Origin of the sequence: Paeniglutamicibacter sulfureus, assembly GCF_039535115.1 — a bacterium.
In the GTDB taxonomy this organism is placed as follows: domain Bacteria; phylum Actinomycetota; class Actinomycetes; order Actinomycetales; family Micrococcaceae; genus Paeniglutamicibacter; species Paeniglutamicibacter sulfureus.
In genome coordinates this window covers 2952134-2964320 of record NZ_BAAAWO010000001.1, presented here as the reverse complement: position 1 = coordinate 2964320, position 12187 = coordinate 2952134, and the positions used below count along the sequence as shown (strand labels likewise).

The following is a 12187-nucleotide window of genomic DNA, read 5'->3' as shown; positions in this document are numbered from 1 at the left end:
CAGAAAATTCTGCGGGCTCCACCTGATAAAGGAGCTCCACGATGGCTAAGGCTGAACTCCGTAAGCCCAAACCAAAGTCCAACCCCTTGAAGGCCGCTGACATCACTGTCATCGACTACAAGGACGTAGCATTGCTGCGCAAGTTCATTTCCGATCGCGGAAAGATCCGCGCCCGTCGCGTTACCGGTGTTTCCGTACAGGAACAGCGCAAGATCGCACAGGCCATCAAGAACGCGCGTGAAGTAGCCTTGCTGCCTTACTCCGGCGCTGGCCGCGGCTAAGGAAGGTATACCAACATGGCAAAGCTCATTCTGACCCACGAAGTTACCGGCCTCGGTGCCGCAGGCGACATCGTTGAGGTGAAGGACGGTTACGCACGTAACTACCTTCTCCCGCGCGCCTTTGGCATCACCTGGACCAAGGGCGGTGAGAAGCAGGTTGAGTCGATCAAGGCCGCCCGTGCTGCTCGCGCCGTTGCTTCCCTGGAAGACGCCAAGGCACTTGCCGCTTCGCTTTCCGCCAAGCCGGTCAAGCTGACCGTCAAGGCCGGCGCTACCGGTCGCCTCTTCGGCACCGTGAAGACCGACGACATCGCCAAGGCTGTTGCAGCCGCCGGCGTTGGCGCGATCGACAAGCGCAACATCGAGATCAACGACCACATCAAGTCGACGGGTAACTACACCGCGACCGTGCGTCTGCACACCGATGTCTCCGCAACCGTTTCACTGCAGGTTGTTGCCGCAAAGAAGTAATTCCTTGTGCACCCGCCGTCTTGTGTGACGGCAAACCACTGTGGACCCCGCCCTCGGCGGGGTCCATAGTGGTTTAAGGCCTCCTCTGGTGCATCGGGTCTGGCGCCGGGCGTTCCCGTCGAGTAGCTTGGCCAAATGGGGCAGTGCCCTCCTGGATGGACTGCCACGTCGAATCCCGGGAAAGGGCAGCCAAACAAGCGAGAAGGCGCGGTCATGAAGCTGGTATTAACGGAGTTTGTGAGTCTCGACGGGGTGTCGCAAGGCCCCGGGTCTCCCGAGGAAGACACCACCGACGGATTCACCCAGGGCGGATGGTTCGTCCCGCACATGGACGAGGCCTTCATCGAACAGGCCGCGCAATGGCTCGGCGAAGCGGACGGGCTGCTGCTTGGCCGCCGCACCTATGAGGCATTTGCCAGGGACTGGCCGCAAATCACCGACCCGGACGACCCCTTCACGGTGCTCATGAACTCCCTGCCCAAGTACGTGGCCTCGCAAACGCTTGGCGAGGGAACCTGGGATCCAACCACCATCCTCTCCGGTGACGTGGCGACCCGGGTTGCCGACCTCAAGGCGCGCCCCGGCAAGGAGCTGCAGATCCACGGGAGCGCCAGGCTTGCCGCTTCATTGCTCGCCGAGGGGCTGATTGACGAGCTGCGACTGGTGGTGGCGCCGGTGGTCCTTGGCCATGGAAGGCGACTCTTCCCGGAGGGAGGCGCACCCACAGGACTTCGGCTCTCCAGCACCACGAGCACCCCGGGCGGGCTTGCCATCCTGGTCTACGAGCGCATCGGCGATGCGTCCTATGCGACTTATACGGGAGTTTCGGACCTCTCGTAGGTGGAAGAGGTGCCGGCCACCGCGTTTGTGGCACGTATGCCAACCATAATTCCGGGCCATGTCATCGTCTTCTTCGGCCCCAGAGCTGTCGTCCACGCGTTCGGGAACGAATGCGGGCGTCTCGGGCAACTGTGGCACCATCGAGGCAAATGATCGCACAATCTTCGATTCTTACTCTTCGTGACTTCGTATGTCGAAACAAACTTTGACGAGACGTAATTATTTCTTCTAACGTTGGTGAAGAATCAAGAGTGTCAACGTAAGGCCCTGGCCCGTTGGCCGGCAACCCTCTCACGGTAGTGGGGTGCTCCAGGTGATGATTCGGCCTACCGGAACCCCGGAGGCAAGTACCGCACACCTCGTTGGTTGGCGCGTGTGTAGCACGCACCGCGATGGTGGGCCGAAGCCGAAGGATTGAGCACCATGACACTCACCTCTGACCTCACCCCCGACACCCTGCGCAACGTCTTTGCCCAGCATCCATCCGGCATTGCCGCACTCTGCGCCATCGTTGACGGGCAACCGCAGGGAATCATTGCCTCGTCCTTTACGGTTGGCGTCTCCATGGATCCGCCGCTGGTGATGTTTGCTGTCCAGAACACCTCGAAGACCTGGCCGTTGGTGCGCACCAACGGGCGGATCGGGGTTTCAGTGCTCAGCGAAAAGAACGAGGGCGTGTGCCGGCAGATCGCTTCAAAGTCGGGGGACAGGTTCGCCGGGCTTCGTCTTGATTCGACCGATGAGGGTGCGCTGTTCCTGCATGACGCCACCCTGTGGCTCGATTGCTCCGTCGAGCAAGAGGTTCCTGCAGGCGACCACCATGTGGTGCTGCTGCGCGTGCACGGCCACCAGACGCACGACAACGCCCACTCACCGCTGGTGTTCCACGGTTCGGCATTCCGTCGCCTGGATGCCGAACAGCTGGTCTCCTAGGGAACCTGAAATGCGAGGGCTCAGCCTCCGTGGTACCGAATCCATGATTCGATGCCACGGGGACTGAGCCCTTTGCCTTTGCCAACACGTTTTCCTAAGACGAGTGGTGCACCACGCCAGTCATGTACCGGTAGCCGTCACGGGCAAGCCGGGCGAGTACGTCCAGGTCGACGTCGGCAAGCTTGTTCACATAGAGGCACGATGCCCCGCGTTTGCACTTGCCCAATTTCTCCAATAGGGGGCCGGCGGTCGGTGCAATGGTCAGCCCGTAGAGGGCAAGGTTCGCCGCCCTCGGGGAGAAGCCGATGGCACTGGCATCCCCTTCGCGCCCCGATTCGTACTTGTAGTGGTAGCTGCCGAACCCAACGATTGTCGGGCCCCACATAACCGCGGGCTCTCCGCTGACCTCTTCCATCATCCGGAGCAAGACCTCGGCATCCGCGCGCCTAGTCGGGTGTGACACTGCCGATATGAATTGAGCCGGGTCAACGGCTGTCGGTGCGGTCTTGTTGGCGCTCATGCGGCCCAGTATGTCAGTCGTTGGTGATCTCCATCAATCCCCGATATCCCCAGATCCGCGGGAAGTTCCGGCGTGTCTGTGGATAGCTTGTGGGTAACTATGAAATGGTGGCCAATCCAAGCCCGGAATCCCGGGGTTTTTGTGTGTATAACCGACTTTTCCGCGTGTAGAGGATGTGGATAAATACTTTGTATCCACAGGGGTTGATCTACATAATGCCTAGTCAAAGTCTTATTGTGGAGAGGAAATTGGTGTAATCCACAATGTTCTCCCCAGACTGTGCACACAACACGCCGCAAGGTTCACAGGTTATCCACACGGCCTGTGGATAACCGTGTTGGGTTTGTGGGAAAACAGGTCTATGGTGACAGTGTTCCCCACCTATTTCCACAGGTTCGCGGTGCCCTACGGCACGTGTGAGTTTGAACCTAACGAATCGTCCGTGCTCCTTGAGACACTGAATAGGTAATGATGCGGAAAACTTGGGAACCCGCGCAGCTTGAAGGGAAAAACCCGTGTCGCTAGCCAGCACCGAAACCAGCTCCGATTCACATGGATCGGACTATGGACGCACCCCGCCGCAGGACCTCGTAGCCGAGCAAAGCGTACTGGGCGGCATGATGCTGTCCAAGGATGCCATCGCGGACTGCGTGGAGGTGCTGCGGGGACTGGACTTCTATCGCCCGGCGCACGAGGCCATCTACGAGGCCATCATCGACCTCTACGGCCGCGGTGAGCCGGCCGACGCCGTTACGGTCTCGGACCTTTTGACCAAGCGCGGCGAGATCACCCGGATTGGCGGTCCGGCCTACCTGCACACGCTCATCCAGTCCGTGCCCACCGCTGCCAACGCCGGCTTCTATGCCGAGATCGTTCGCGAACGTGCGGTCCTGCGCCGCTTGGTTGATGCCGGTACCAAGATCGTGCAGCTCGGATACTCGCAGGACGGCGAAGTCGACGCCATTGTGAACGAAGCCCAGGCCGAGGTCTACAAGGTCGCCGAACGCAGGACTGCCGAAGACTATGTCCCGCTGCGCGACATCATCGAGGGCACCGTCGATGAAATCGAATCCGCCGGCAGCCGCGGCGAGGGCGTGATCGGTGTTCCCACCGGAATCTTCGAACTCGACGAGTTGACCCAGGGGCTGCATGGCGGCCAGATGATCGTTATTGCTGCACGTCCCGCGGTGGGCAAGTCGACCTTCGCACTGGATTTTGCCAGGTCAGCGTCCATTAAGAACAACATGACCTCCGTTTTCTTCTCCCTGGAAATGGGACGCAACGAAATCGCCATGCGCCTGCTGTCGGCCGAGGCGAGCATCGCGCTGCAGAACCTGCGCAAGGGTACGATCCAGGACGAAGAATGGTCGAAGATCGCCACCACGATGGGCAGGCTCAACGACGCTCCGCTGTTCATCGACGATTCGCCGAACATGTCGCTGATGGAAATCCGCGCCAAATGCCGCCGGCTTAAGCAGAAGCACGACCTCAAGCTCGTGGTGCTGGACTACCTGCAGCTGATGAGCTCGGGCAAAAAGGTCGAGTCGCGACAGCAGGAAGTCTCCGAATTCTCGCGTGCGCTGAAGCTGTTGGCCAAGGAGCTCGACGTTCCGGTCATCGCGCTGTCGCAGCTGAACCGTGGTTCGGAGCAGCGTACCGACAAGAAGCCGATGATCTCCGACCTCCGCGAGTCCGGTTCCATCGAGCAGGATGCCGATATGGTCATCCTCTTGCACCGTGAGGACATTTACGACAAGGAGTCGGCGCGTGCCGGCGAGGCGGACGTGATCGTGGCCAAGCACCGTAACGGTCCGACCAAGACCATCGTTGTCGCGTTCCAAGGCCACTACTCGCGCTTCAACAACATGGCACAGGACGGAATGGGCTAATTCCCACCGCATGGCGCCCGGCGGGCGGTTGCCCTCCCCGTTTCGGGGCGGAGCAACCGCCCGCTTTCGTTTGGCGTTCCCGAAGCGATCCGCCGAGGCACGTGCGTGGGTCCAGCGCTTGTCCGTCGATCATGGGTTGCGCGAAATCACTGCATGAATAGTCGTTATGCGATAGCGTGGCGCCATGTTGATGTCCATGCAGGCGTTGATGTGGGGCACCGTCGCCGGGTCTGCGCTGCTGCTCGGTGCCGCCGCGGCCTGGTGGTTGGAGATTCCGCGGAAAATCGTCTCGAGCGTTATGGCGTTCGGCGCGGGAGTCCTGATTTCCGCCCTCGCCTTTGAACTTGTGGTCGAGGCCGAGGAAGTCGGCGGACTGGGGGCCACGGTGATGGGTTTCCTGGCCGGAGCCACCATCTATGTCGGCGTAAACTCCCTGCTGGTGCGGTTCGGAGCCGAACACCGACGCCGGGGCAAGGTCGCCACGAGGGCCGGAAGCCGCGATGGCGCAGCGCCGAACGGGGGAGCCGCGGTAGCCCTCGGAGCATTGCTGGACGGCATTCCCGAGTCCATCGTGCTGGGTGTGGGATTGCTTTCCGGCACCGCCGTCAACCCGACCATGCTGGCGGCCATCTTCATTTCCAACGTGCCCGAAGGGCTGGCGAGCACGGCCGACATGAAGCGTGCGGGCAAGGGGCCGAAAGAGATCTTTGCGATCTGGGGGAGTATTGCGCTGCTTTCAGGGCTGGCCGCCATGATCGGCTTCCTGGCTCTCGACAACGCCCCGGGCGAGGTCATCGCGGTGGTCACCGCGATCGCAGCGGGCGGCATTCTGGCGATGCTCGCCGACACCATGATCCCCGAGGCCTTTGAGGAACAGCACATGCTCACGGGATTCATTGCTGCGCTTGGTTTCCTCACGGCGCTGATCCTGCATTACGGCGCTTAGGCGCGGGCTTCGGCAAACTCCTTGAAGGCGGTCATCGTCTTCAGGTTTTGCTTCCTGAACATGGGGGCAAAGAGCAATGCCACGATTCGCATGAAACCGGTGAACTCAAAGACATTGTGGGCAACCCAGCGTGTGGCGGTTCCATCGAGATCATGGAATTCGTTCCGGCAGACATTGTGCACTCCCTTTGCGTCGTAGACGCCGTCGAATGCCTCTGGCAGGTCGCGCCGTGTCACGGTTTCGACCATCTCCATGGTGCCCCTGCCCTGCTTGTAGACCAGCCGGGACGTGGACCCGGGTTGGCCCGGCGTGCCGGTGAGGGCCTCAAAGGAAATAAGCCCCTCCTGCCAGACTTTGAGGTTCTCGAGGTCGTCAAAGAGCTCGATGAAACGTGGTCGGGGGACATTGACGGTGAGCTCCTGGGTGAATTCCATTCCTGAAGCATATCCACGCATATCAACTGTTTGACCGCCTGAGTGGGCCAGGTTCCGGGTTCCTGGCCTGTCCGCCAGTCCCGCGACCTGCGGGAGGGCATTGCTACGCTGGAGAGATGACCAGCCATCCCTTGCCCAGGATCTCCGCTCCCGCGGCCCGCGCCCTGGAAGGGGCGGGAATCACGACTCTCGAGCAGGCCGCTGCTTACGGCGCCGGTGCGCTCTTGGACCTGCACGGCTTCGGGCCCAAGGGCATCGTAATCCTGCGCGCTGCGCTCACCGAGCTTGGACTCGAACTGGAGGACTGATCCGCAGGCCGCGGCTCATGCCTTCGGCAGGATCGCCAGGTGCTCGGGTGTGGGCTTCACCAGTTCGGCGTCGAACTCGTGGTGCTTGGTCAGGTAGACCTTGATGTACGGGCAAACCGGGACGATCTTGTGGCCCTGTTCCACAGTGTCGGAAAGCGCGGCTGAAGCGAGCTTTCCGGCAAGTCCTTGTCCTGCGTAGGACTCGTCGACCACCGTGTGGAAGAAGACCCGCTCAACACCGCCGGCGGTTTCCAGCTCGCGGTAGTGTGCCGCCCCAATCGCCGTTTCCCCGTCCAGCAGGGCGTAGCGACTGCGTTCGGGCCTGTGCTCGACATGGATTTCGCTCATTCCTTGTTCCTGTCCCTTGGGTGTCATTGGTTTCCAAAAAGTCGGCCGAAGAAGCCCCTGGGCTCGCTGTCGGGGGCATCGATGAACATGGCGCCGAAACCGTCGTAGGTCCCTCCGTGCTTGCCGGTGATGGCGTGCACGTTGCGCAGGGCATGCTCAGCGCTTTCCACGTCGATGGCCTGGTCTCGGTAGACGCGCAGCAGGTATCGGGAATTGGCATCCTGGCCCTCGGTCCGATCGACTTGCCATCCGGCGCGTTCAAAGTGGGCGGCGGCCTCGTTCATCTCGCGCAACGCGCGGAAGGAAACGAAGTGCTCCAACTCGCGCTTGGCATCAAGCTGGTCGCCCAGCGCCGCGCGTTCGGCCAGGGCCCGGCGCAGCTTGGCCAGTTCCTCTTGCAATGACACGATGCCCACCGGCTCCTTCATCTTGTTGGCGTCTTGCTCAGTCGCGGGGCCGCAACCGCACCGATGGCAGCGCCGGTGCAGGCAGGGCGGCGGGCTCGCCGGCGGGGAAGTCCCCGAAGCGCTTGGTGGAAGCGTCGCCGGATTCTGCACCGATCTCCGCCTGCCACTGCCGGCGGTATTCGACCACTTCATCGTGGGTGCGGCCCACGAAGTTCCACCACATGAGGATCTGCTCGTTGAGCGGTTCCCCGCCGATGAGCAGCGCGCGCACCGGCTTCTCTCCCGCGGTGAGGGTGAGCTCTTGGCTCCCTGGCGGAAGGTAGGCCAAATGGTCCACTGGCAGCTCATCGGCCCCCACGGAAAGGGAACCCGAATCCAGCAGCACGCCATGCTCGTGGTGCGCCTTCACCGCCAGCCGGATGCTGGTGCCGGGTTCCAGGCGAATCTCTGCCCCCAGCAATTCGGTGTGGGTGGCGACGGGGGATTCGGAGTGTTGGTCGGCTCCGCCGTCGTTGGCCACGGACAGCTCGCCCAGGAAGACGCTGACATACCATCCGTCGCCGGCCAGCGGTTCGGGGCGGTAGTGGGCGAAGGTCGGCGGCATGTGCCGCGCGGAATCGGGCAATGCGACCCACAGCTGGGCACCGTGCAGCGTCGTGGTTTCGGGGGTGGAGAACTCGGAGTGACTGATCCCGCGGCCAGCGGTCATCAGGTTCACCTCGCCGGGGCGCACCATGGCATGGAAGCCCGCCGAATCGCGATGCTCGATTTCCCCGGTAAACAACCAGGAGACCGTCTGCAGCCCGGTGTGCGGGTGGCGCGGGACCTTCATCCCGCCGGATTCACCCACCGGATCCGGCCCGTAGTGGTCAAGGAAGCACCAGGCGCCGATGAGGCTGCGCTGCTTTTGCGGCAGCGTGCGACGCACATTCATGGCGCGCGGCCCGCCGAGCGGGACATTGCGCGGGAGAAGCAACTCGATTCCGGCGTGCGCCTCATCCGATCCGCAAACCAACTCGTCAGGGGCAGCCTCGAGGTTACTCATGTCTTCAGCGTAGTGCCGGGGGCGCTTTTCGGCACCCCCGCGACCCGCCCTGCCCCGGGTGCCGCGCCCTGCACCACGGCGCGGGACTCGCGGTGCTTGCCCCGTCGGGCCCGGGTGATCCTCCGCTAGCCGCCAGCCACCGATTGCATAATCAGCACGCTCTGCCCCTCCCGCACCGGCGAGCCCAGGCCCTCAAGGGTGCGGATATTGTCCGGCCCGACGAAGACGTTCACGAAGCGGCGCACCTCGCCGCGTTCGTCGCGCACCCGCCGTCCAAAGAGCGGGTATTTCTCGCCGAGCGCATCCAGGATCCCACCCACCGTGCCGTCCTCGGGCAGCGGGACCTGCAGGCTGCGTTGGCCCTCAAGCGTGGAAGCCAGCACCGAGGGCACTTCGACGGTAATGTCCGTCATTTCCCCGCACCGTTGACCTGGGCGGCCCGGACGCTGAGCACATCGGGCAGGCGTTGGGCCACCGTGACAAAGTGCGCGCCCTCGTCGTTGCTGGCGAAGACCTCTCCGCCGCGGGTGCCGAAGTAGACGCCCACGGTTTCGGGGTGATCGTCCACCGCCGCCGCGTCGCGCAGCACTGCGTTCCAGTCGGCATCGGGCAATCCGGCGTGTTGCTCGTTCCAGGTGTCCCCGGCGTCCGTGGAGTGGAAGACGGAGAGCCTTCCGCCCACCGGGTTGCGTTCCTCGGCGCCCTTGAGCGGAATGGTCCACACGCTGCCGCCGGTGCGCGGGTGGGACAGGAAGACAAAGCCGAATTCCGCCGGTAGGCCATCGGCGATGCTGTTCCATTCATCGCCGGAATCGTCACTCCGGTAAACACCGCCGTGGTTTTGGGCGTAGAGCCGGTTAGGGTTTTCGGCATCCGCGGTGATGTGGTGGACGCACTGGCCGAACTCGGGGAAGGGTTCCGGGAAGAAGTCCGCCTTGATGCCCTTGTTCCGGGGTTCCCAGGAGTCGCCGCCATCGGTGCTGCGATACACCCCGCCGGTGCTCATGGCCGCGTGGACGACGTTTTCGTCCACGACATTGGGCACGATGCTGTGCACCGCCGCCCCGCCGAAGCCGGCACCCCATTCGCTGCGGTGCGGGTGGTCCCACAGGCCGCGGTTCAGTTCAAAGTTTTCCCCGGAGTCCGTGGACTTGAAGACCGAGATCGGTTCGCACCCGGCCCACACGACACCGGGACGATCGGCGGTGTCGGGGCGCAGGTGCCAGATCCGCGCCAATGCGGTGTCGGTGTCCGCGGGAAACTTGATGGCACCTTGCTCGGGTTCGGACCAGGTTGCGCCGGCGTCGCCGCTGTAGACGACAGTGGGTCCCCAGTGCCAGTCGTTGACCCCGGCCAGGATACGGGTCTTGCCGTCCCGGGTGTCGATGGCCACGGAGGGAACCTCGAGGTTGGCGAAGTGGGGCCCCGTGAGATTCCAGTTTTCGCGGTCTGTGCTTTCGGCCAGCCAGAGGCCCTTCTTGGTCCCGATGGCAAGGATGGTGCGTGCGTCGTTGTCCATGACATTTAGTGCAACACCGCGGCGACCCGGATTCAAGGGTTGTGGTGACCCTTAAAAGACCTAGTTGTGGATCGATGTGTTGCCTCACAAGAAAACCTCTGTTTCCGGGGAGCATTTTCGTGTTTTCCTTGTCCGTTCCACGGTATCGGAGCCGTGCGGAAAAAGCTGACATGCCAATGTGGGAAGCTTGGGCAATGATCCCGCAGAGCCCGGACACTGCCCGACGGAGGTTTGCCGTCGCAGCCATGGTCGGCGTCGCCGTCTACGTCCTTGTCGACGTGGTGCTCCAGTTTCTGCCCCCGCACTACAGCGTGGTCAGTGACGCCGAAAGCAACCTGGCGGTTGGTCCGTTCGGGTGGATCATGAATCTGAATTTCCTCGGCCGGGCCGTCACCACCATGTGCGTCATTGCAGCCATAAACCGGGTCGGCCGGGTTTCGAGGCTTCGGCGCACAGGGACTCTGTTCTTGGGTATCGGGGACCTGTGTTCGGCGGTTTTGGCCTTTTTCCCGACCGATGTTGGCGTCGAGTCCGGCCTGAGTCCGGCGACGGTTGCCGGCACCGTTCATCTCTACGTTGCCGGCACGGGTTTCTTGGCGGCACTGGTAGGAATTTGGGTGCTGACGAAGTGGATGCGTTCGGGCCCTGGGTTTAGAAGTGCCTACCCGACCATCGTCTTTTTTGCGGCACTGGCTACGGCCGGATTCGCGTCACTGGGTTTGACGGCCGTCAGTGGGCAAAATCTGCTCGGGCTTGCCGAGCGGGTCTGCCTGGCCGGAGTCCTCGGATGGGTACTGGTGTGCAATGCCATCAGGCGCTTGTCCCGGCGGAGCGGGCCGATTCCTCCTGCCAGCACGGCGATTTCCGGGCAGGCTCCTCCGTCTGCGGGAACGACGGTCCAGGGTGGACAGCGGAATGTCGGTTCCTAGGGCGCGTCTCCTAATCGTGATTTTTTGATGGCGGTGCTCCAGATGAGCACGGCATGTAGCACGACCGCCGACCGGCACGTCAGCGAGAGCATGTCGTACCGGGTCGCCACGCCGCGCCATTGCTTCAGGGCATTGAAGCTGCGTTCGAGGACAGTCCATCTGCGGCAAAAGTTCCGAGAAACTGATGACCTGATTTGAGCCGGTGTTGCCCAGTCGAAGAATCGAATTCGTGAATTGTTCTGAGAACGTCAACATAGAATTTTTTGCGTTGGTTGTTGTGCCCAGTGAAGCCAGGTGGATAGGGATCAATTATCGAGAGCCTGGGATCGTGGGCACTGTTGATCCAACGTCTAATAGCAGCATTGATATGGTCGTCTCTCATTGAATAGCCCGCGTTTGAGCTGTATCGATTGTTTCCACAATCTTCTTCGTAAGATCGACGGAAGCAGGAATTCCAGCATTCACTGAAGCTCCCGCGCCAAGCAGGACGGTTATGCGCTCTTTGCTGGGATCGTTCATACGAAGGCCCTCTTTCAACGGGACGACTTTGTTCTTTTCCAGATAGCTCTTAGTAATTTGGGCTGGCGGGATAACTCTAGCTCTCGACGCGGAGGGAAAGGCGATCGCGGTTACATCGACCGCTGAACAATCCGGTAAACCGTGCTGCCGACGACCCCGAAGAGCTCGGCGATTTCCGCGCTGGTGTGCTTTCCACTGTGGTGGAGGGCGACGAGGTGTTTTTCCTGGGCGGGGGAGAGCTTGGGCTGCTTGCCGCGGAGCCTGCCCTTGGCCTTGGCCATCTGCATGCCTTCGCGAGTGCGGGCGCGGATGAGGTCGGACTCGAACTCGGCGACCATGGCCAGGACGTTGAACAGGAGCCGGCCGACGGGGTCGGTGGGGTCGTGGACGTTCCCACCCAGCCTCAGCTTGATGTGGCGCTTGGTGAGGTCCTCGACGATGTCGCTCGCGTCGGGCAGGGAGCGGGCGAGGCGGTCGAGCTTGGTGACCACCAGGGTGTCCCCGGCCCGGCAGGCGGCAAGGGCCTGCTGGAGGCCGGGGCGTTCGCGGTTGCGCCCGGTGAGCCCGTGGTCGACGTAGACCAGATCGTCGGGCACGCCGAGTGCCCTGAGCCCGGCTTGTTGGGCGGCGAGGTCTTGTTGGTTCGTGGAGACGCGGGCACACCCGACCAGATGCGATGGCAGGACTTGAGAGTAGCGTTTGCTCCACCTTCACCGGTTATGCATTATCTCGGGCGGGGCTCGTGGGAATCCTACATCCGTGGAATTTCAATGTTTTTTGATGCTGGATTTCTGTTGC

Annotated in this window: 17 protein-coding genes and 1 riboswitch; of the genes, 8 read left to right on the top strand and 9 right to left on the bottom strand. The window is 62.3% G+C overall.

Features of this window, described 5'->3' with window-relative positions:
* The first annotated feature begins 41 nt into the window (after positions 1-41).
* The 4 genes from rpsR to ABD687_RS13540 all read left to right on the top strand — a co-directional run bounded on the left by rpsR (position 42) and on the right by ABD687_RS13540 (position 2525).
* Positions 42-281 carry a 30S ribosomal protein S18 gene (gene rpsR / locus ABD687_RS13555; protein WP_007269381.1) on the top strand — a complete coding sequence of 80 codons (240 nt, stop codon included), beginning with the start codon at positions 42-44 and terminating at the stop codon, positions 279-281.
* A gap of 15 nt (positions 282-296) precedes the next feature.
* Complete coding sequence (rplI, locus tag ABD687_RS13550; protein ID WP_264271126.1) at positions 297-752, top strand: 50S ribosomal protein L9; 456 nt, start codon at positions 297-299, stop codon at positions 750-752.
* A 213-nt stretch (positions 753-965) separates the two neighbouring features.
* A complete protein-coding gene (locus ABD687_RS13545; protein ID WP_302263659.1) occupies positions 966-1592 on the top strand; it encodes a dihydrofolate reductase family protein in 627 nt (208 codons plus the stop codon).
* A gap of 243 nt (positions 1593-1835) precedes the next feature.
* Positions 1836-1948, top strand: a riboswitch (SAM riboswitch).
* A gap of 67 nt (positions 1949-2015) precedes the next feature.
* Positions 2016-2525 carry a flavin reductase family protein gene (locus tag ABD687_RS13540; RefSeq protein ID WP_264271128.1) on the top strand — a complete coding sequence of 170 codons (510 nt, stop codon included), beginning with the start codon at positions 2016-2018 and terminating at the stop codon, positions 2523-2525.
* Positions 2526-2619: 94 nt separating this feature from the next.
* Here ABD687_RS13540 and ABD687_RS13535 read toward each other — a convergent pair whose 3' ends face one another.
* Positions 2620-3045 carry a DUF1801 domain-containing protein gene (locus ABD687_RS13535; protein ID WP_302263660.1) on the bottom strand — a complete coding sequence of 142 codons (426 nt, stop codon included), beginning with the start codon at positions 3043-3045 and terminating at the stop codon, positions 2620-2622.
* Between the two features lie 515 nt (positions 3046-3560).
* Here ABD687_RS13535 and dnaB point away from each other — a divergent pair.
* Both dnaB and ABD687_RS13525 read left to right on the top strand, forming a co-directional pair.
* The gene (gene dnaB / locus ABD687_RS13530) at positions 3561-4934 is read left to right on the top strand and encodes a replicative DNA helicase (RefSeq protein WP_217390892.1); all 1374 of its coding nucleotides are present in this window, start codon (positions 3561-3563) and stop codon (positions 4932-4934) included.
* Positions 4935-5118: 184 nt separating this feature from the next.
* Positions 5119-5880, top strand: a complete 762-nt coding sequence (locus tag ABD687_RS13525; protein ID WP_302263661.1) for a ZIP family metal transporter — start codon at positions 5119-5121, stop codon at positions 5878-5880.
* Here the strand turns inward: ABD687_RS13525 and ABD687_RS13520 are convergent.
* Positions 5877-6314 (bottom strand): SRPBCC family protein, encoded by a 438-nt coding sequence (locus tag ABD687_RS13520; RefSeq protein WP_217390716.1) that lies wholly within the window; start codon positions 6312-6314, stop codon positions 5877-5879. The genes ABD687_RS13525 and ABD687_RS13520 overlap by 4 nt on opposite strands.
* 116 nt (positions 6315-6430) lie before the next feature.
* Here ABD687_RS13520 and ABD687_RS13515 point away from each other — a divergent pair, with 116 nt between their 5' ends.
* The gene (locus ABD687_RS13515) at positions 6431-6622 is read left to right on the top strand and encodes a helix-hairpin-helix domain-containing protein (RefSeq protein ID WP_264271132.1); all 192 of its coding nucleotides are present in this window, start codon (positions 6431-6433) and stop codon (positions 6620-6622) included.
* A 15-nt stretch (positions 6623-6637) separates the two neighbouring features.
* On the opposite strand, the gene ABD687_RS13510 is transcribed toward ABD687_RS13515, so the two are convergent.
* The 5 genes from ABD687_RS13510 to ABD687_RS13490 all read right to left on the bottom strand — a co-directional run bounded on the left by ABD687_RS13510 (position 6638) and on the right by ABD687_RS13490 (position 9941).
* Positions 6638-6970 (bottom strand): GNAT family N-acetyltransferase, encoded by a 333-nt coding sequence (locus ABD687_RS13510; protein WP_302263663.1) that lies wholly within the window; start codon positions 6968-6970, stop codon positions 6638-6640.
* A gap of 23 nt (positions 6971-6993) precedes the next feature.
* Positions 6994-7377, bottom strand: a complete 384-nt coding sequence (locus ABD687_RS13505; RefSeq protein ID WP_217390719.1) for a ribonuclease E inhibitor RraB — start codon at positions 7375-7377, stop codon at positions 6994-6996.
* Positions 7378-7414: 37 nt separating this feature from the next.
* Complete coding sequence (locus tag ABD687_RS13500) at positions 7415-8422, bottom strand: pirin family protein (protein ID WP_310290400.1); 1008 nt, start codon at positions 8420-8422, stop codon at positions 7415-7417.
* Positions 8423-8547: 125 nt separating this feature from the next.
* Positions 8548-8835 (bottom strand): MoaD/ThiS family protein, encoded by a 288-nt coding sequence (locus tag ABD687_RS13495; protein ID WP_264271135.1) that lies wholly within the window; start codon positions 8833-8835, stop codon positions 8548-8550.
* Positions 8832-9941, bottom strand: coding sequence for a WD40/YVTN/BNR-like repeat-containing protein (locus ABD687_RS13490; protein ID WP_302263665.1), 1110 nt, complete (start codon positions 9939-9941; stop codon positions 8832-8834). Before ABD687_RS13490 ends, ABD687_RS13495 begins: the two co-directional genes overlap by 4 nt.
* Before the next feature lie 245 nt (positions 9942-10186).
* Between ABD687_RS13490 and ABD687_RS13485 the strand changes: the two genes are divergently transcribed.
* Complete coding sequence (locus ABD687_RS13485; protein WP_310290405.1) at positions 10187-10870, top strand: DUF998 domain-containing protein; 684 nt, start codon at positions 10187-10189, stop codon at positions 10868-10870.
* 378 nt (positions 10871-11248) lie between these two features.
* Here ABD687_RS13485 and ABD687_RS13480 read toward each other — a convergent pair whose 3' ends face one another.
* Together ABD687_RS13480 and ABD687_RS13475 are read right to left on the bottom strand one after the other, a co-directional pair.
* Complete coding sequence (locus tag ABD687_RS13480; protein WP_302263667.1) at positions 11249-11389, bottom strand: hypothetical protein; 141 nt, start codon at positions 11387-11389, stop codon at positions 11249-11251.
* A gap of 110 nt (positions 11390-11499) precedes the next feature.
* A complete protein-coding gene (locus ABD687_RS13475; RefSeq protein ID WP_264271142.1) occupies positions 11500-12072 on the bottom strand; it encodes a recombinase family protein in 573 nt (190 codons plus the stop codon).
* Between the last annotated feature and the right edge of the window lie 115 nt (positions 12073-12187).